The organism is Pseudomonas nunensis (genome assembly GCF_024296925.1).
GTDB classification, from domain to species: Bacteria; Pseudomonadota; Gammaproteobacteria; order Pseudomonadales; family Pseudomonadaceae; genus Aquipseudomonas; species Aquipseudomonas nunensis.
On sequence record NZ_CP101125.1, the window covers coordinates 342,566 to 359,498 of the forward strand.

At 56.9% G+C, this 16,933-nt stretch carries 20 protein-coding genes; 11 read left to right on the forward strand and 9 right to left on the reverse strand.

From position 1 onward, the window contains the following. Positions 1–327 precede the first annotated feature (327 nt). Both ybaK and NK667_RS01600 read left to right on the forward strand, forming a co-directional pair. A complete protein-coding gene (ybaK, locus tag NK667_RS01595) occupies positions 328–798 on the forward strand; it encodes a Cys-tRNA(Pro) deacylase (RefSeq protein WP_054045216.1) in 471 nt (156 codons plus the stop codon). A 105-nt stretch (positions 799–903) separates the two neighbouring features. Continuing rightward, positions 904–1,686 carry a PhzF family phenazine biosynthesis protein gene (locus NK667_RS01600; protein WP_054613665.1) on the forward strand — a complete coding sequence of 261 codons (783 nt, stop codon included), beginning with the start codon at positions 904–906 and terminating at the stop codon, positions 1,684–1,686. 108 nt (positions 1,687–1,794) lie between these two features. Here the strand turns inward: NK667_RS01600 and NK667_RS01605 are convergent, their stop codons facing one another. After that, a complete protein-coding gene (locus NK667_RS01605) occupies positions 1,795–2,904 on the reverse strand; it encodes an ABC transporter ATP-binding protein (RefSeq protein WP_054613666.1) in 1,110 nt (369 codons plus the stop codon). After that, positions 2,901–3,821: an ornithine carbamoyltransferase gene (argF, locus tag NK667_RS01610; protein WP_054045210.1), complete on the reverse strand. Its 921-nt coding sequence runs from the start codon at positions 3,819–3,821 to the stop codon at positions 2,901–2,903. Before argF ends, NK667_RS01605 begins: the two co-directional genes overlap by 4 nt. A gap of 390 nt (positions 3,822–4,211) precedes the next feature. Here argF and NK667_RS01615 point away from each other — a divergent pair, with 390 nt between their 5' ends. The 5 genes from NK667_RS01615 (at position 4,212) to grxD (ending at position 7,806) form a co-directional block, all read left to right on the forward strand. Further along, positions 4,212–4,418: a hypothetical protein gene (locus tag NK667_RS01615; RefSeq protein ID WP_054613667.1), complete on the forward strand. Its 207-nt coding sequence runs from the start codon at positions 4,212–4,214 to the stop codon at positions 4,416–4,418. Beyond that, positions 4,408–4,731 (forward strand): hypothetical protein, encoded by a 324-nt coding sequence (locus NK667_RS01620; protein ID WP_054045206.1) that lies wholly within the window; start codon positions 4,408–4,410, stop codon positions 4,729–4,731. The genes NK667_RS01615 and NK667_RS01620 overlap by 11 nt, the downstream gene beginning before the upstream one ends. A 105-nt stretch (positions 4,732–4,836) precedes the next feature. Then, positions 4,837–5,127, forward strand: coding sequence for a hypothetical protein (locus NK667_RS01625; protein WP_054045204.1), 291 nt, complete (start codon positions 4,837–4,839; stop codon positions 5,125–5,127). 134 nt (positions 5,128–5,261) lie between these two features. Continuing rightward, on the forward strand, positions 5,262–7,367 hold the full coding sequence (locus NK667_RS01630; protein WP_054613668.1) for a molybdopterin oxidoreductase family protein: 2,106 nt from the start codon (positions 5,262–5,264) through the stop codon (positions 7,365–7,367). A gap of 97 nt (positions 7,368–7,464) precedes the next feature. Continuing rightward, a complete protein-coding gene (gene grxD, locus NK667_RS01635) occupies positions 7,465–7,806 on the forward strand; it encodes a Grx4 family monothiol glutaredoxin (RefSeq protein WP_054045200.1) in 342 nt (113 codons plus the stop codon). A 205-nt stretch (positions 7,807–8,011) separates the two neighbouring features. Here the strand turns inward: grxD and bfr are convergent, their stop codons facing one another. Further along, entirely contained in the window at positions 8,012–8,485 is a 474-nt protein-coding gene (gene bfr, locus NK667_RS01640) for a bacterioferritin (protein WP_017340571.1), read from the reverse strand. 198 nt (positions 8,486–8,683) lie between these two features. Then, positions 8,684–8,902, reverse strand: coding sequence for a bacterioferritin-associated ferredoxin (locus tag NK667_RS01645; protein ID WP_008057530.1), 219 nt, complete (start codon positions 8,900–8,902; stop codon positions 8,684–8,686). A gap of 313 nt (positions 8,903–9,215) precedes the next feature. On the opposite strand from NK667_RS01645, the gene NK667_RS01650 reads away from it, so the two are divergent. Next, positions 9,216–9,818: a peroxiredoxin gene (locus tag NK667_RS01650; RefSeq protein ID WP_054045198.1), complete on the forward strand. Its 603-nt coding sequence runs from the start codon at positions 9,216–9,218 to the stop codon at positions 9,816–9,818. 75 nt (positions 9,819–9,893) lie between these two features. On the opposite strand, the gene rnt is transcribed toward NK667_RS01650, so the two are convergent. Continuing rightward, complete coding sequence (rnt, locus tag NK667_RS01655; RefSeq protein ID WP_054045196.1) at positions 9,894–10,571, reverse strand: ribonuclease T; 678 nt, start codon at positions 10,569–10,571, stop codon at positions 9,894–9,896. Then, a complete protein-coding gene (gene pyrC / locus NK667_RS01660; RefSeq protein ID WP_054045193.1) occupies positions 10,568–11,614 on the reverse strand; it encodes a dihydroorotase in 1,047 nt (348 codons plus the stop codon). Before pyrC ends, rnt begins: the two co-directional genes overlap by 4 nt. A 157-nt stretch (positions 11,615–11,771) precedes the next feature. Here pyrC and NK667_RS01665 point away from each other — a divergent pair, with 157 nt between their 5' ends. Together NK667_RS01665 and NK667_RS01670 are read left to right on the forward strand one after the other, a co-directional pair. Further along, positions 11,772–12,680, forward strand: coding sequence for a flagellar protein MotY (locus NK667_RS01665; protein WP_054045192.1), 909 nt, complete (start codon positions 11,772–11,774; stop codon positions 12,678–12,680). Positions 12,681–12,808: 128 nt separating this feature from the next. Then, on the forward strand, positions 12,809–14,026 hold the full coding sequence (locus NK667_RS01670; RefSeq protein WP_007898502.1) for an argininosuccinate synthase: 1,218 nt from the start codon (positions 12,809–12,811) through the stop codon (positions 14,024–14,026). Between the two features lie 85 nt (positions 14,027–14,111). On the opposite strand, the gene NK667_RS01675 is transcribed toward NK667_RS01670, so the two are convergent. Next, positions 14,112–14,771, reverse strand: coding sequence for a hypothetical protein (locus NK667_RS01675; protein WP_054613669.1), 660 nt, complete (start codon positions 14,769–14,771; stop codon positions 14,112–14,114). A gap of 555 nt (positions 14,772–15,326) precedes the next feature. Here NK667_RS01675 and NK667_RS01680 point away from each other — a divergent pair. Beyond that, positions 15,327–15,953, forward strand: coding sequence for a response regulator transcription factor (locus NK667_RS01680; protein WP_054045186.1), 627 nt, complete (start codon positions 15,327–15,329; stop codon positions 15,951–15,953). 43 nt (positions 15,954–15,996) lie between these two features. Here NK667_RS01680 and NK667_RS01685 read toward each other — a convergent pair whose 3' ends face one another. After that, entirely contained in the window at positions 15,997–16,176 is a 180-nt protein-coding gene (locus NK667_RS01685; RefSeq protein WP_007898493.1) for a PA3496 family putative envelope integrity protein, read from the reverse strand. A 106-nt stretch (positions 16,177–16,282) separates the two neighbouring features. Next, positions 16,283–16,921 (reverse strand): endonuclease III, encoded by a 639-nt coding sequence (gene nth / locus NK667_RS01690; protein WP_054613670.1) that lies wholly within the window; start codon positions 16,919–16,921, stop codon positions 16,283–16,285. Between the last annotated feature and the right edge of the window lie 12 nt (positions 16,922–16,933).

A 16,933-nucleotide genomic window follows, 5' to 3' on the forward strand; every position in this document is an offset into this window, starting at 1 on the left:
CCAAGGCGCGATTTTCACCGAGTCAGGATCCCCATCCTGATTTTGGTTTACTGCCGAGTACTTACTTCGGGATCATTCCTACAGTATTCGCAAACGAAAAAATATAGACAAGAAACGCCGCTGTCAAAGGTCGAAAGTGAACCATCAGTCATATTTAAACTATTCGTCTCGTGAATGATCGTGTTGATGGCGTTTTGAGTTGCGTCAAAACCCATGCAGCCGGGCCTCGCCAAGCCGTTGAAATAGCTCCGCAATAGAGCCTTTTGTTGATCAATGGCCTAGAATCCGAGGCAGTATTTTTCTGCTGCCGCCAAGCCTGGAGCTGCCATGACCCCCGCATTGGATTTGTTGAAAAAAGTTCGCGCCGAACATCGTGTGCACAGTTACGAACATGATCCGAAGGCGGCGTCCTATGGTCTGGAGGCAGCGGAAAAACTGGGCTTGGACCCGGCGCAGGTGTTCAAGACATTGCTGGCGGCCAGTGAGAAAGGTGAATTGCTGGTGGCGGTGGTGCCGGTCGTCGGAAGTCTCGACTTAAAGCACCTGGCCCATGCGGCCGGCGTCAAAAAAGTCGAAATGGCTGACCCGGCGGCGGCGCAGCGAGCGACGGGTTATTTGCTGGGAGGCATCAGCCCGTTGGGGCAGAAGAAACGTCTGCGTACGTTTATCGATAGCTCGGCACAGCCCTTCGCCAGCATTTTTGTCAGTGCGGGACGGCGTGGTCTGGAGGTGGAATTGGCGCCTGCGGTATTGGCCGAGCACACCCAAGCGACGTTCGCTGATATCGGTCGTGTCTGACGAGCAATGTCGATTGGGGGTGTATGGTGAAAATCGGACTTCACTGTCACTGGCGCCGGAAAAGTCGTGGCTTCATGCTCGGCGGCCGGACTTAGGGAGAAGGTTATGCAGCTTGAATTTCATCAGGTCGATGCGTTCAGTGATCGACCGTTCAGTGGCAATCCGGCGATGGTGTATCGGCTTGATGCCTGGCTCGCCGATGATTTGATGCAAAAGATCGCCGCCGAGCACAACCTCGCCGAAACCGCTTTCGTGGTGCGCGAAGGCCAGGCCTGGCATATCCGCTGGTTTACCCCGACGACCGAAGTGCCGCTGTGCGGGCATGCGACCTTGGCCAGCGCGTTCGTGCTGTTCGAAATGTATAAGGAGCCGGCCGAGCGCCTGGATTTCATCTGCAAATCCGGCCCGTTGAGCGTCAGTCGTGAAGGTGGGCGGTTGTGGTTGGACTTTCCGGCGATCGTGCCATCGGAGGTCGGCGTGACCCTGGATGTCGAGCGTGCGCTGGGTGTGGAAGCAGTCGATGTGTTGGGTTCGAATGAGCTGCTGGTGGTGCTGGAATCCGAACAGGCGGTGCTTGATTGCAAACCTGATATGGCAGCATTGGCGAAACTGCCGTGGCCGGGCGCCATCGTCACGGCCAAGGGTGGCAAGCATGATTTTGTATCCCGGTACTTCGCGCCGGCGATTGGCATCAATGAAGATCCGGTAACCGGGTCGACCCATTGCAGCTTGATTCCGTACTGGTCGAAACGGTTGGGCAAAACGATGCTGACGGCCTATCAGTGCTCGGCCCGAGGCGGGGAGCTGTTCTGTCGGCTGGAAGGGGAGCGGGTGAAGATTGGCGGGAATGCGACGCTGGTGGCGAGTGGCAGGTTATTGCTCGGATGATGTCTTTGTAGGAGCGAGGCTTGCCCGCGAAGGCGTCTGACCAGCCGATAACGATGTCGACTGACACGGCGCCTTCGCGGGCAAGCCTCGCTCCTACAGGTTTTGGTGTCAGCTGGCCGTACTGTAGCGGCGGACGCCGGTTTCGACCGTTGGAATCTGCGCGGCCGTACTGCCGGAGGCCTGGAACAACACCAGATGCTCCGCTGCCACCCGAATCCCCACCTGCGCACCGACCTGATGGTCTGCATGGCTCGGGAAGATCGATTCCAGCTGCGCACCCGTTGGCATCTGCAAGCGATACAGCGTCGAGGCGCCCAGGAACGTCTTGCCGACGATCCGGGCCTTCAAAGTACTGTCCGGCGCGTAAACGATGTCATCCGGGCGCAGCAACACATCCACCGCGCCGCCAATCGGCCACGTATAGGCACGATTGCCACGCAGTTCACCCAACTCGGTCTGCACCGATTCCGGCGTGTTCAATTGGCCGCGAATGAAATAGCCCTGGCCAATGAAACTGGCCACAAACGGTGTCAGCGGTTCGTGATACAGGTTGTAGGGCGTGTCCCACTGTTCCAGGCGACCTTCCTTGAAAACCCCTACGTGATCGCTGACGGCGAAGGCTTCTTCCTGATCGTGGGTCACCAGAATCGCACTGGTGCCACGGGCCTTGAGAATGTCGCGCACTTCATGGCTGAGCTTGCGTCGCAGCTCGCCATCGAGGTTGGAGAACGGTTCGTCGAGCAGCAGCAGTTGCGGTTCCGGCGCCAGGGCGCGGGCCAGGGCGACACGTTGTTGCTGACCGCCGGACAACTCGTGCGGGAAGCGCTTGCCGAGGTTCTTCAGGTTGACCAGTTCCAACAGCTCCTCGGTGACGCGCTCCTTTTGTGGATGCTTGCGAATCCCGAAAGCGATGTTCTCGGCCACGCTCAGGTGCGGAAACAATGCGTAGTCCTGAAAGACCATGCCGATCCGGCGTTTCTCTGGCGCGAGGGTGAAGCCGGCGCTGGAAATGGTCTCGCCGGCCAACTGGATTTCACCTTCGTGCACCGGTTCGAAACCGGCAATAGCACGCAAGGTGGTGGTCTTGCCGCAGCCCGAAGAGCCCAGCAGGCAGCCGATGTCGCCGGCATTCAAATGCAGGTTGAGGTTCTGCACGACTCGCTGGTCCTGATAGCCGCAGGCAAGGTTGCGCAGGTTGAGCAGTAATGGCTGGCTCATGCGTGGTGGTACGCCGGCATGACGAGAAACTCGAGCAGGGCCTTTTGCGCATGCAGACGGTTTTCCGCTTGATCCCAGGCCACGGAGCGCGGGTCGTCCAGCAGGTCGAGGCTGATTTCTTCGCCACGGTGGGCCGGCAGGCAATGCATGAACAGCACGTCCGGCGCCGCTTGGTCGAGCAGGGCGCGATTGACCTGGAACGGCGCGAACAACTTCAGGCGCTTGGCGGTTTCTTCTTCCTGGCCCATGGAGGTCCAGACGTCGGTGCTGACCAGATGGGCGCCGCGGACGGCATCCTGAGGATCGCGGACGATGGTCACACGATCGCCGGCCTTGGCCAGGAATTCAGGGTTTGGCTCGTAGCCTTCCGGGCACGCGATGCGCAATTGGAAGTCGAACTGGATCGCCGCTTCTATATAGCTGTTGCACATGTTGTTGCCGTCGCCGATCCAGGCCACAGTCTTGCCCTGGATCGAGCCGCGGTGTTCGAGGAAGGTTTGCATGTCGGCCAGCAACTGGCACGGGTGCAGGTCATCGGACAGGCCGTTGATCAGCGGGACGCGTGAGTTTGCGGCGAATTCGGTCAGCGTGCTGTGGGAAAACGTACGGATCATCACTGCATCGAGCATGCTCGACATGACAATGGCGGCGTCACCGATCGGCTCGCCACGACCCAGTTGGGTGTCGCGCGGCGACAGGAAGATCGCCTGGCCGCCGAGCTGGATCATGCCGGCTTCGAACGAGATGCGGGTGCGGGTCGAGGACTTCTCGAAAATCATCCCAAGGACGCGGTTTTTCAAAGGCTCGAACAGTACGCCGCGGTTACGCAGGTCCTTGAGCTCAACGCCTCGACGGATCACGCTGACCAGCTCTTCGGGCGTGCAATCCATCAGGGAGAGAAAGTGCCTTGCGCTCATCATTGACTACCTTTTTGCAACAGACCGCAGATACTCAAAGCCTTGTTTAACTGAAAAACGGGCGAGACCTGCGGCGTAAGCCGCACGGGGCGACGAAATAGGGGAAGGCGCGATCTTATAATTAAATGTCGCGTCTTACCAATAGGGGGCTTATTTTTCCGGCTGTTGACATGTTTCGAAATTCACAAGCGAGCCGCATTTGTACACGGTGGCGAAGCGGATTTGCAAATCAGGCGCAACGCGGAGCCCCGGTAACTGCATGGTTTCAAAGGGGCGCGTTGCTTGCTGTTACGGTTTTACCTGCCGGTAGTGAGACCGGTGTCCCGTATCATCCGCCCATTGCGGATTTTCGAATGAATCAAGTCAACAACCAAGGAGGGCGTGCCCCAGATGCCGATCAACAAAACTGGAAACATTGGTCTGACACGCCTGCGTCGCGTGTCTCCGGCGTTTGACATGGCCGTGCTGTCTACCGTCATGGGCTTCGCGATTATCGCGAATACGATCTACCCCGGCGTTCCGAGCGCAGTGGTGGGGGCCATTGTTGGCGCATTTATCGGTGTGAAGAATTTCAAGGATGATGCGATTGCAGATTGATTCGACCCAATTTTTGGTAATTGGCGGATTGATCGCTATTGGAATCTACCTGAGTGTTTCACTACTGGCCCGATCCACGCCTGACCTCAAACATGGAGCTGCATTGGTGGTCGCGTGGTTTACCGTAGTGAGCGTTATTGATATCGCGCTGCAGGTCTACCAAGCCGAACCTCATCAATTGGGAATCCTGGCAAACCAGAAAGCGATCATTCTGATCGGGTCCGGCGTCATGCTTTGGCTGGCCATCGGCGGTATATGGACGGCGCTTACCTCGCCGTTCAAAAAGAAAGCGTTGAAGGTTTCTCAAGCTTAGTGAGGTTTTCTTCGATCTTTCTGAATAGTGTGTCTGGTCTGAAACATTTGCTAATGCAAAGTGCTGGGTTATAACTACTTCACGACGATGCAGGAAGCCTCCGGAATGGAATCGAAAGAACAGCAGTTAATGGAATTACTCGGCCTCACGGCCCGCTCCCTGACCCATCTCACCGCATCCATGACCTCGATGTCCTTCGAGTTGATGCGCAGCGACGACGAAGTGACCAAAGCTGCCGGCCGACGCATGATCGACCGCATGGCCACTATCAGTGCAGGGCTTGATGAGCACTGGCGACTGATCGGCGAGCTCACTGGCGTGCATGTCGCCCACGAGCAGATCGAAACCATTCAGGAGATCCAGCTGCAGGCGCCGCCCCGGTTGCCGCCGAACTGAATCCGCACAGCCATCGGCTGGCCTGATGGTCGCCGATTCACAAGACGAACGTCGCTGGCGCAGCGACGGTTCGCGCGCCATAGTTTTGTTCCCGTGGCAGACATTGCCCGCCCAGAACAAGACAGAGACTGGCCATGACCAAGACTCTCCATCACCGTGCCTGCCACCTGTGCGAGGCCATTTGCGGCCTGACCATCGAAACCACCGAGGCCGAAGGTCGGGTGCAGATCACGTCGATCAAAGGTGATCCGCAGGATACGTTCAGTCGCGGGCATATCTGTCCCAAGGCTGTGGCCCTGCAAGACATTCAGAACGATCCGGATCGTCTGCATCAGCCGATGCAGCGTGTGGGCAGCGAATGGCAACCAATCGCGTGGGAAGACGCCTTTAATCTCGTAGCCGAACGCCTGGCGGGGATTCAGGAGCGTCACGGGCAGAATGCGGTGGCGGTCTATCAAGGCAATCCCAGCGTGCACAATTATGGGTTGATGACCCACAGCAATTACTTTCTCGGGCTGCTGAAAACCCGCAACCGGTTTTCCGCGACCTCGGTCGATCAGTTGCCCCATCACCTGACCAGCCATTTGATGTACGGCCACGGCTTGCTGTTGCCGATCCCGGACATCGATCACACCGATTTCATGCTGATCCTCGGCGGTAATCCGCTGGCGTCCAACGGCAGCATCATGACCGTGCCGGATGTCGAGAAACGCCTGAAAGCGATTCAGGCCCGTGGCGGCAAAGTGGTGGTTGTCGATCCGCGCCGCAGCGAAACGGCAGCGATTGCCGATCAACATTTGTTCGTGCGTCCCGGCGGCGATGCAGCGCTGTTGTTCGGGCTGCTCAATACCTTGTTCGCTGAAGGTCTGACTCGCGACAGTCATCTGCCGGTGGACGGTCTGGATGAGGTGCGTGAGGCGGTCGCGAACTTCACTGCTGAGGTGATGAGCCCGTTGTGTGCGGTGCCCGCCGAACAGATCCGGCAACTGGCCCGGGACTTTGCGGCGGCGCCGACAGCGGTGTGCTACGGGCGCATGGGCGTTTCGACCCAGGCCTTCGGCACGTTGTGTCATTGGGTCGTGCAGTTGATCAACCTGGTCACCGGCAACCTCGACCGCGTTGGCGGAGCGCTGTGCACGGAGCCGGCGGTGGATCTGGTGGCGTCCACCTCGGGCGGGCATTTCAATCGGTGGCAGAGCCGGGTGTCCGGGCGGCCGGAGTACAGCGGCGAACTACCGGTGTCGGCGCTGGCCGAAGAAATGCTCACCGGCGGGGAAGGGCAGGTGCGGGCGCTGATCACTGTGGCGGGCAATCCGGTGCTGTCCACACCCAATGGCCGGCAACTCGAGCAAGCGCTGGACGGGCTGGAGTTTATGGTTAGTATCGATTTGTACATTAATGAAACCACCCGATACGCCGACCTGATCCTGCCATCTACTTCTGCTCTGGAAAACGATCACTACGACACCACGTTCAACATGTTTGCAGTGCGCAACGTCTCGCGCTTCAACCGGGCGATCCTGGCCAAGCCGGAAGGCGCGTTGCACGACTGGGAAATCTTCGTCGGTTTGGCTCAAGCGTTTGCGGCGAAGACCGGCAAGGAACTCAAACCGACCATCGCTCCGGCGCAGATGATCGACCGTGGCTTGCGCATGGGGCTGTATGGCGATGCTTCCGAGCACAAATTGTCGCTGGCGACCCTGTTCGATCATCCCCACGGTGTTGATCTGGGCGCACTCAAATCCAACCTGGCGCCACGGCTCAAGACGCCGAATCAGCGTGTCCAGGCTGCGCCGTCGGAGATCCTCGCTGACCTGGCGCGTTTTGCCGCATTGCAGGCTCCGGCCGCCGATGAGTTGTTGATGATTGGCCGCCGGCATGTGCGCAGTAACAACTCGTGGATGCACAACTATCACCGTCTGGTGAAGGGCAAGCCACGGCATCAGTTGTTGATGCATCCGGACGATCTGGCCAGCCGTGGGCTCAACGACGGGCAGCGGGTGCGGGTCAGTTCCCGGGTCGGCGTGATCGAAGTTGAAGTGCTTGGCAGCCTGGATATGATGAAAGGCGTGGTCAGTCTTCCGCACGGTTGGGGGCATTCGCGACCGGGTGTGCAGATGACGATCGCCAGCAGCCAGCCGGGGTCCAGCGCCAATGACCTGACTGATGAATGTCAGCTCGACGAGTTGTCGGGGAATGCGGCGTTGAACGGCGTACCGGTAACTGTGGCGGCGGCTTGATCGAGTCTGTCGGGGAGACCGAGCATGGCGCTCGGGTTTCCGTTACAATGCGCCACCGTGCCGACCCTTGAGTCGGAAAGTTCAGCCGAGGTGCTCCATGGATATCATCGAAACGATTAAAGAGCAGATTGCTAACAACACCATTCTGCTTTACATGAAAGGCTCGCCGAATGCCCCACAGTGTGGCTTCTCCGCGAAAGCCGCGCAGTCCGTTATGGCGTGTGGCGAGAAGTTCGCGTACGTGGACATCCTGCAGAACCCGGAAATTCGCGCCAACCTGCCAAAATACGCCAACTGGCCAACCTTCCCGCAGCTGTGGGTTGGTGGTGAGCTGGTCGGCGGTAGCGACATCATGACTGAAATGGCTGCTGACGGTTCGTTGCAGGCCACGATCAAAGCGGCTGTTGAAAAAGCAGCTGCCGCCAAGACCGAAGCCTGATCCGGCGTTCCCTAAGGGGAGCGACCCGATCTGCCTCCTGTAGGAGCGAGGCTTGCCCGCGAAGAACGATGACACGGTTTATCAGAAATACCGCGTTATCGTTCTTCGCGAGCAAGCATCGCTCCTACAGACGCAGTCATAAAAAAGCCCCGCACCTCACAAGAGGGCGGGGCTTTTTAGTGGCTCGAGTTTAGCGAACGCTACTTTACTCTTCGCCCATCTGCGATTGCAGGTAGTTCTCAAGACCGACTTTATCGATCAGGCCCAGTTGGGTTTCCAACCAGTCGATATGTTCTTCTTCGGATTCAAGGATATCTTCAAGCAGTTCACGGCTGCCGAAGTCGCCGACGGTTTCGCAATGCGCGATCGCGACCTTGAGGTCAGCGTGGCCGGTGCGTTCGATACGCAGGTCGCACTCAAGCATTTCCTGGGTGTGTTCGCCGATCTGCAGCTTGCCCAAGTCCTGGACGTTCGGCAGGCCTTCAAGGAACAGGATGCGCTTGATCAGCTTGTCCGCGTGTTTCATCTCGTCGATGGATTCGTGGTATTCGTGCTTGCCGAGCTTGTTCAGACCCCAATCTTCGTACATGCGTGCATGCAGAAAGTATTGATTGATCGCGACCAGCTCATTGGCAAGGATCTTGTTGAGATGCTGGATGACTGTAATGTCGCCTTTCATGATGGGGTCCTGCCCTGTATTAACTGACTATAAGGCAGAGTTTGAGCCGCGTAATTAAGAGTGTCAAACCTAAGTTATTGAAAGTTATATGAAAATTAATCGGAATAAGAATGTTTGTGTTCCGCGTCTAGCGCCTAAGCGGTTGATTTTCGGGCATAAAAAAACCGGACATTAGTCCGGTTCTTTGAAATACGGTAATTATGCGGCAGTAAATTCAACAGGAAATGGAATCGCGGCCTGGGCGGTTTGCAGCTTGGTCAGGGTTTCGCGCACCACTTCCTTGGCAAGGCAGGCGCATTTACCGCATTGGCTAGCTACGCCGGTGGCCTGACGGACTTCTTTATAGCTGCAGCAACCTTCATAGATTGCATCGCGGATTTGACCGTCGGTGACGCCAGTGCAGAGGCAGACATACATAAGTGAGAACCGTCGCTGGTTGTGACTCAATTGCGATGGATCTTAATGTTAACGAGAATGATTGTCAAAGTGCTTTCTGAAAGCTTCGCGTTATAAGCGCCTATGGCTGACGAACGGTTTTCGACATGGCATTACGACAGTAACCGTAACAGTCCGAATTTAGCGCGCTGCTGAAAATCCGTTAAGGACAGCTCAAAAACGCCGTGTATGATGGTCGGTCCTTGCGAAGGGGATCGTGTCACAGGGCTGTCGCCTGAGGGTGGCAGGCTGATGCGAATCCAGTTCTTCACGTTAATAGACCAGGAGATATTCAATGAGCGTACTCGTAGGCAAACAAGCTCCAGACTTCACCGTACCGGCCGTACTCGGCAACGGCGAGATCGTAGACAGCTTCACCCTGTCGTCGGCTATCAAAGGCAAATACGGCCTGGTGTTCTTCTACCCACTGGACTTCACCTTCGTTTGCCCGTCCGAGCTGATCGCTCTGGACAACCGCATGGCTGACTTCAAGGCGCGCAACGTTGAAGTGGTTGCTGTGTCGATCGACTCGCATTTCACCCACAACGCATGGCGCAACACCCCGGTGAACAATGGCGGTATTGGCCAGGTTCGCTACACCATGGCTGCTGACATCAAGCAGGAAATCATGAAAGCCTACGACGTTCAGTCCGCTGACGGCGTTGCTTTCCGTGGCGCATTCCTGATCGACGACAAAGGCGTTGTCCGTTCGCAGATCATCAACGACCTGCCACTGGGCCGTAACATGGAAGAGCTGATCCGTCTGGTCGACGCACTGCAATTCCACGAAGAGCACGGCGAAGTTTGCCCTGCCAACTGGAAAAAAGGCGACAAAGGCATGACCGCTTCCACCGAAGGTGTTGCGGCTTACCTGACCGAGCACGCTGCGGCGCTGTAAGCCCAAGCGTCAGGCATAAAAAAACCGGCCGCGAGGCCGGTTTTTTTGTGGGCGGGATAAAACCCTTCGACCGGATCAGTCGTTGAAGTCTTCCCAGCCGCCCATTTGCTTCCAGCGATTGACGATGCCGCAGAACAGCTCGGCCGTCTTCTCGGTGTCGTAGCGAGCCGAGTGAGCCTCGCGACCGTCAAAGTCGATATCGGCTGCCTGGCAGGCCTTGGCCAGCACGGTTTGACCGTAAGCCAGGCCAGCGAGGGTTGCAGTGTCGAAGCTGGAGAACGGATGAAACGGGTTGCGTTTCATGTCCAGGCGCGCGACAGCGGCGTTGAGGAAGCCCAGGTCGAAGCTGCTGTTGTGCCCGACCAGGATCGCCCGCTTGCAACCGTTGGCTTTCAGGGCCTTGCGGATGCCGCGGAAGATATCGGTCAGGGCGGTTTCTTCACTCACGGCCATGCGCAGCGGGTGATCGAGCTTGATCCCGGTGAATTCCAGGGCGGCCGCTTCGATGTTCGCGCCTTCAAACGGTTCTACGCGAAAGAAGTAGGTGTGATCGGGGTAAACAAACCCTTTTTCATCCATGGCGATGGTGGTCGCGGCAATTTCCAGCAGGGCGTCGGTGGCCGAGTTGAAACCACCGGTTTCTACGTCGACGACAACCGGCAGGTAGCCACGGAATCTGGCAGCCATTGGATGACGAGGACCGCCTCCACCGCCTTGACCGTCCTGTTCGTCGTCGAAATGGTCTTCACTCACGCGTGTTCCTCCAGCAGGCGCCAGCGCAGTTTTTCACCGGCGCGCAGCGGGATTACGGTCAGCTCGCCAAATGGCAGGCTGGTTGGGGCGGTCCACTCTTCGCGGACCAGGGTAATGCGATCGGTGTTCACCGGCAGGCCATAGAAGCGCGGGCCATTGAGACTGGCGAAGGCTTCGAGCTTGTCCAGCGCATTGCGCTGTTCGAAGGCCTCGGCGTACATCTCGATCGCAGCATAAGCGGTGTAGCAACCGGCACAGCCGCAAGCGGCTTCTTTGGCATGCTGGGCATGCGGCGCCGAGTCGGTGCCGAGGAAGAACTTCTCGCTGCCGCTGGTGGCGGCGTCGAGCAGGGCTTCCTGGTGCGTGTTGCGCTTGAGAATCGGCAGGCAGTAGAAGTGCGGCCGAATCCCGCCAACCAGCATGTGGTTGCGGTTGTACAACAGGTGATGAGCAGTGATGGTTGCGCCGACGTTGGCCGGAGCCGCGTTGACGAACTGAACGGCATCGGCGGTGGTGATGTGTTCGAACACCACTTTGAGCGTCGGGAAACGCTCGACCACACGGCGCATGTGCTCATCGATGAAGATTTTTTCGCGATCGAACACGTCGACATCGCCACGGGTGACTTCACCGTGGATCAACAACGGCATCCCGACTTCGGCCATGGCCTCGATCGCCGGGAAAATCTTGTCGATGCTGGTGACGCCAGAATCCGAGTTGGTGGTGGCGCCGGCCGGGTACAGCTTGGCGGCGTGAACGAAACCGCTGGCCTTGGCTTCACGAATTTCTTCGGGCTGGGTGCGGTCGGTCAGGTACAGCACCATCAGCGGTTCGAAACGACTGCCGGCCGGGCGTGCAGCGAGAATCCGCTGGCGATAGCCGTCGGCTTCAGCGGCGTTGCGCACCGGAGGTACCAGGTTGGGCATGATGATGGCGCGACCAAAGGTGCGCGCGACATCCGCAACGGTATTGGACAAAACAGCACCATCGCGAAGATGAATATGCCAGTCGTCGGGACGCAGCAGGGTCAGGCGGTCGGACATGAGGGGATTCCAGGCGGGTCAAACTGAGGGGAATGCTACCGGAAAAGACTCTCTCAGGCACTCGCTATCAAGTTTTGCAGCAAGCTTCCGATATCCAATAGGTATGCCGTAAACGTATGTGTCGGTCTTTTTGTTGTAGAAGCCAGTGGAGCCTCCCGTGCGCCAGCGTTATTTAGCCTTGCTCAGTGTGTTTGCCAGCCTTCCCGCGATGGCGCTCACTTTCCAGACCCGTCTGGAGAGCATTGAGTGGACGGTCGAAGGGGATAAGTTCGAATGCCGACTGGCCCAGCCGATTACCGATTTCGGTTCCGGCGAGTTCGTGCGTCGTGCGGGTGAGCAGGCGATTTTTCGTCTCAAAGCCTACAACTCGGTGATTGGCGGTGGCTCCGCGACCTTGCTGGCGGCCGCTGCGCCATGGCAACCGGGACGTGGCGACATCAACCTGGGGTCGGTGAACATCGGCAGCGGCAACGTGCTGTTCAACAGTTCGCAAGTGCAGGCCGGGCGCCTGATCAGTGGCTTGATGGACGGTCGCAGCCCGGTGATCCGGCGCGCGTCCGGCGATGGCCGGGTGTCTGAAGTTCGCCTGCTGCCGGTCAAGTTCAGCAAGGCTTTCAATGATTATCAGGGTTGTGTGGCCAAGCTGTTGCCGCAGAATTTCGAGCAGGTGAAGCAATCCGAAGTCGGTTTCCCCGGCGAAGGTGTCGATCTGGATCCGCAGGCCAAGGCCAAGCTGCAGGTCATGCTGGAGTTCATGAAGGCCGATCCGACGGTTAATCACATCGAACTCGACGGTCACTCCGACAACAGCGGCAATCGCCTGACCAACCGCGAATTGTCACGCCGCCGCGCATTGGCGGTGATGGATTTCTTCAAGGCCAATGGCATCCAGGAATCGCAGATCACCATGCGTTTCCACGGCGAACGCTACCCGCTGGCGCCGAACACCAATGCGACCAACCGGGCCAAGAATCGCCGGGTCGCGGTGCGTCTTGAGCGGGTTGCTCCGACCGAGAAACCGACGGCGCCGGCCACTGCTTCGGCAGGCGCGGCGGCTACATCCTGACTCGGCGGTCATCGTCGCGCTCTCGTAAGAATCTGTCGCTTCGTCGTCATAAGCTGTCGCGGTACTGTAAATTATTCCGTATGAGCGGTAGACTTCACGGCTTTCCGTAAACCCCGTGGAGTGATGGCATGGCGGACGTAAACAAGGTCGTTCTGGCGTATTCCGGCGGCCTGGACACTTCGGTGATCCTCAAGTGGCTGCAGGATACTTATAACTGTGAAGTAGTGACCTTCACCGCTGACCTGGGTCAGGGCGAAGAGGTCGAACCGGCCCGCGCCAAGGCTCAGGCCATGGGCGTAAAAGAAATCTACATCGACGATCTGCGCGAAGAATTCGTGCGTGATTTCGTGTTCCCGATGTTCCGTGCCAACACCGTTTACGAAGGCGAGTACCTGCTGGGTACTTCCATCGCTCGTCCGTTGATTGCCAAACGCCTGATCGAAATCGCGAACGAAACCGGCGCTGACGCCATTTCCCACGGCGCGACCGGCAAGGGCAACGACCAGGTGCGTTTCGAACTGGGTGCCTACGCACTCAAGCCAGGCGTGAAAGTGATCGCCCCTTGGCGCGAGTGGGACCTGCTCTCCCGTGAAAAGCTGATGGATTACGCTGAAAAGCACAACATCCCGATCGAGCGCCACGGCAAGAAAAAATCCCCGTACTCGATGGATGCCAACCTGCTGCACATCTCCTATGAAGGCGGCGTGCTGGAAGACACCTGGACCGAGCACGAAGAAGACATGTGGAAATGGACCGTCTCCCCGGAGAAGGCTCCAGACAAGGCTCAGTACCTCGAACTGACCTACCGCAACGGCGACATCGTCGCGCTGGACGGCGTCGAAATGACTCCGGCCACCGTGCTGGCGACCCTGAACCGTATCGGTGGCGAACACGGCATCGGCCGTCTCGACATCGTCGAGAACCGTTACGTGGGCATGAAGTCCCGTGGCTGCTACGAAACCCCTGGCGGCACCATCATGCTGCGCGCTCACCGTGCGATCGAATCGATCACCCTGGACCGCGAAGTGGCTCACCTCAAAGACGAGCTGATGCCGAAATACGCCAGCCTGATCTACACCGGTTACTGGTGGAGCCCTGAGCGTCTGATGCTGCAACAGATGATCGACGCTTCCCAGGCTCACGTGAACGGTGTGGTTCGCCTGAAGCTGTACAAAGGCAACGTGATCGTCACCGGCCGCAAGTCCGACGAATCGTTGTTCGACGCCAACATCGCTACCTTCGAAGAAGACGGCGGCGCCTACAACCAGGCCGATGCGGCGGGCTTCATCAAGCTCAACGCCTTGCGCATGCGTATTGCTGCCAACAAAGGCCGCAAGCTGTTCTGAGACCTTTGCCGTAGTAAATGAAGCTGTGGCCCTGTCATTGACAGGGCCACAACTCTTTGCGATCTATTCAGCAATACTCTCCTGATCACTCATCAAGCATCTGATCCAGCACCGTCACGCCCTGTGAGCTCAAGTTGTAAACAATGCAGAAGGGTTCGCGTGTGCCTGTTCTTTTCAGCTTTGAACGCTTGAGTGCGCCTTCCTTCAGTAACTTCTCAGACTCGCTGCAAGCAAGAAACACGATCACCTTTATGGGGTGACTGTGTGGTTTGCGGATTTTCTGCATCAAGGTGGTGTAGCCCGCCTGAGTATCCATCCCGCGAGTATCGACGATGCTCAATCCTTTCAATCGCCCTGGCAGATAGACGCTGTGCTGCTCCCGGATGCCTGTGTGCAGATGGATCGGGGTCGGTGGGTCCTGGGCACTCCAGAACCAGTGACGAAACCTCTTTGCCCTGGTTGAAAAGCCGGGAGTGGCCGGGCGCCCGGCGTTATCACTGGCTTTTATAAAGGACTTGTCTTTATCAAAGTCAGAGGGGGCGTAAAGCGATCGATAGTTGAAGTTGAGCGTGAGGAAAAAAAGAAAGAGTAAGTAAAATGGAAAGCTGATTAAAAACCAGACATAGATTTCCCGTTCGTCGTTATCGAGAAACGGCAGGGAGACAGCGGCGGAGGTTTCAGAAATTGCTGCAAATATCGCAATAATGGTCATCGGATTCGAGATCCTTCTTTTGAGTCTTTTCATGTTTTACACTCGTGGAATAATGGCTTTTTCTCGTATGGATAAAGTAACTGGTAGTCGTCGGTTTCAGAGGGCTGGTTGTTGTAGGAGATTCGTCCAGCCTGATAAGAATGACTATATAGAGTAAATGTGGTTCTCATTGTTGTTATATGTTGGGTGTTCTTGTTTCAAAAGTTTATGTCATGAATTACACAAGGTCTTCTGCTGATAAGTCGGTATTTAACAGCTTGTGTTATGTGGCGGATTTTGAAGGTGACAATATCCGTTGCCTTTCAGCATTGGCCTGTAGGCAAAGAACGCTGGAGGTGTTACGGGGTTGTCGGTTCTGTACGGTGTGGTTGTAAGCCGATACAAAAAAATGAACCTGATGTCAGGGATTCTTAAGAGTTCACAGTTTCGGCCTCAATACATTCAAGGTTTTTTTGTAGGAATCATCCTTGTTGCTTGTAGGGAATGTCTCTCGGTGTGGATGCTCGGGGGGTACGCCATGCCACGGGTGAAACGACTAGGCTATTGTGCGGGCTCTAAAAATTCGAACAGCGAAAATTGGACTTGCCCATGAATAAAGTGCTGATCGTGGATGATCACCCTGTCATTCGTCTTGCGGTGCGTTTGCTAATGGAACGTCATGGCTACGAAGTCATCGCAGAAACAGACAATGGTGTGGATGCATTACAACTAGCCCGCGAACATATGCCGGATATTGTCATTCTGGATATTGGTATACCGAAACTGGACGGGCTGGAAGTCATCGCGCGTCTGACATCGGTGGCGCTGCCGTTGAAAGTGCTAGTGCTGACTTCCCAGGCGCCGGGACACTTTTCAATGCGTTGTATGCAATCGGGGGCCGCCGGTTATGTTTGCAAACAACAGGACCTGACTGAATTGCTGAGCGCTATCAAGGCGGTATTGTCGGGCTACAGTTACTTTCCCAATCAAGCCTTGCATACCGTTCGCTCCAGTCTTGGCAACGCCAGTGAAGCCGATATGGTGGATCGTTTGTCGGGGCGGGAAATGATGGTGTTGCAACAACTGGCCCGTGGAAAGACAAACAAGGAAATTGCCGATGGAATGTTCCTCAGCAACAAGACGGTCAGTACCTACAAGACTCGTTTGTTGTTGAAGCTCAATGCTCGCTCGCTGGTGGACTTGATCGAACTGGCCCAGCGCAATGGCCTGGTATGACGGCACACAGTAAAAAGCCTCCGTTTCGGGAGGCTTTCAGGTGTCATAGATCAAAATCGTAATCGGCCAATTGCTTCTGCAGTCGGCGCTCCTCCAGCAGATTGTCGATGGTGCGGCGCTTGCTCAGGTTGGTTTTTGCCACTTCAACCACCGGTTCAGCGTCATCGGCTTCAACGGGGGTGAAGTCGTCTTCTACGTCCAATTGCTCTTTGCCAGTGCTCATTTTGTTACTCCAGGCTAAGACTGCCTTTGGCGCTCCTTATATCGACATTCTCCCGGCGGGTAAAAAAGATTTTTTCAATCGGTGAATCAATAATTTTAATAGCGCCTCAATCGTCGGAGGTCTTTTGCTTGTATTCGCACAAGTCCTCGATTCGGCAACTGCCGCAGCGGGGCTTGCGGGCCAGGCAAACGTAGCGCCCGTGGAGGATCAGCCAGTGATGTGAATCGAGCAGAAACTCCTTGGGCACGAATTTCATCAGCTTGTTTTCCACCTCGACCACATTCTTGCCGGGAGCAATCCCGGTACGGTTGCTGACCCGGAAGATATGGGTGTCCACGGCCATGGTCAGTTGACGGAATGCCGTATTGAGCACCACGTTGGCGGTCTTGCGGCCGACGCCGGGCAAGGCCTCCAGCTCCTCACGGGTCTGAGGCACTTCGCCGCCGTGTTTTTCCACCAGCAGGCGACAGGTCTCGATCACGTTCTTGGCCTTGCTGTTGAACAGGCCAATAGTCTTGATGTACTCCGTCAGCCCTTCGACCCCCAAGGCATAAATCGCGGCGGGGGTGTTGGCCACCGGATACAGCTTCGCCGTGGCCTTGTTGACGCCGACATCGGTGGACTGCGCTGAAAGAATCACCGCGATCAGCAATTCAAACGCAGAGGAGTAGGCCAGTTCGGTCTTCGGTTCCGGGTTGTCTTCGTGCAGCCGGCGGAAGATTTCGTAACGTTTTGCGGCATTCATGGGTGATGCGTT

What these genes read in the sequence shown, in the direction of transcription:
- argF (WP_054045210.1), bottom strand. Translation starts at nt 3,821, where the DNA reads ATGAGCGCAAGGCACTTTCTCTCCCTGATGGATTGCACGCCCGAAGAG.
- NK667_RS01630 (WP_054613668.1), top strand. Translation starts at nt 5,262, where the DNA reads ATGACCAAGACTCTCCATCACCGTGCCTGCCACCTGTGCGAGGCCATT.
- NK667_RS01600 (WP_054613665.1), top strand. Translation starts at nt 904, where the DNA reads ATGCAGCTTGAATTTCATCAGGTCGATGCGTTCAGTGATCGACCGTTC.
- ybaK (WP_054045216.1), top strand. Translation starts at nt 328, where the DNA reads ATGACCCCCGCATTGGATTTGTTGAAAAAAGTTCGCGCCGAACATCGT.
- NK667_RS01675 (WP_054613669.1), bottom strand. Translation starts at nt 14,771, where the DNA reads ATGAAAAGACTCAAAAGAAGGATCTCGAATCCGATGACCATTATTGCG.
- NK667_RS01650 (WP_054045198.1), top strand. Translation starts at nt 9,216, where the DNA reads ATGAGCGTACTCGTAGGCAAACAAGCTCCAGACTTCACCGTACCGGCC.
- nth (WP_054613670.1), bottom strand. Translation starts at nt 16,921, where the DNA reads ATGAATGCCGCAAAACGTTACGAAATCTTCCGCCGGCTGCACGAAGAC.
- NK667_RS01685 (WP_007898493.1), bottom strand. Translation starts at nt 16,176, where the DNA reads ATGAGCACTGGCAAAGAGCAATTGGACGTAGAAGACGACTTCACCCCC.
- NK667_RS01605 (WP_054613666.1), bottom strand. Translation starts at nt 2,904, where the DNA reads ATGAGCCAGCCATTACTGCTCAACCTGCGCAACCTTGCCTGCGGCTAT.
- NK667_RS01625 (WP_054045204.1), top strand. Translation starts at nt 4,837, where the DNA reads ATGGAATCGAAAGAACAGCAGTTAATGGAATTACTCGGCCTCACGGCC.
- NK667_RS01680 (WP_054045186.1), top strand. Translation starts at nt 15,327, where the DNA reads ATGAATAAAGTGCTGATCGTGGATGATCACCCTGTCATTCGTCTTGCG.
- NK667_RS01670 (WP_007898502.1), top strand. Translation starts at nt 12,809, where the DNA reads ATGGCGGACGTAAACAAGGTCGTTCTGGCGTATTCCGGCGGCCTGGAC.
- bfr (WP_017340571.1), bottom strand. Translation starts at nt 8,485, where the DNA reads ATGAAAGGCGACATTACAGTCATCCAGCATCTCAACAAGATCCTTGCC.
- NK667_RS01645 (WP_008057530.1), bottom strand. Translation starts at nt 8,902, where the DNA reads ATGTATGTCTGCCTCTGCACTGGCGTCACCGACGGTCAAATCCGCGAT.
- pyrC (WP_054045193.1), bottom strand. Translation starts at nt 11,614, where the DNA reads ATGTCCGACCGCCTGACCCTGCTGCGTCCCGACGACTGGCATATTCAT.
- NK667_RS01615 (WP_054613667.1), top strand. Translation starts at nt 4,212, where the DNA reads ATGCCGATCAACAAAACTGGAAACATTGGTCTGACACGCCTGCGTCGC.
- grxD (WP_054045200.1), top strand. Translation starts at nt 7,465, where the DNA reads ATGGATATCATCGAAACGATTAAAGAGCAGATTGCTAACAACACCATT.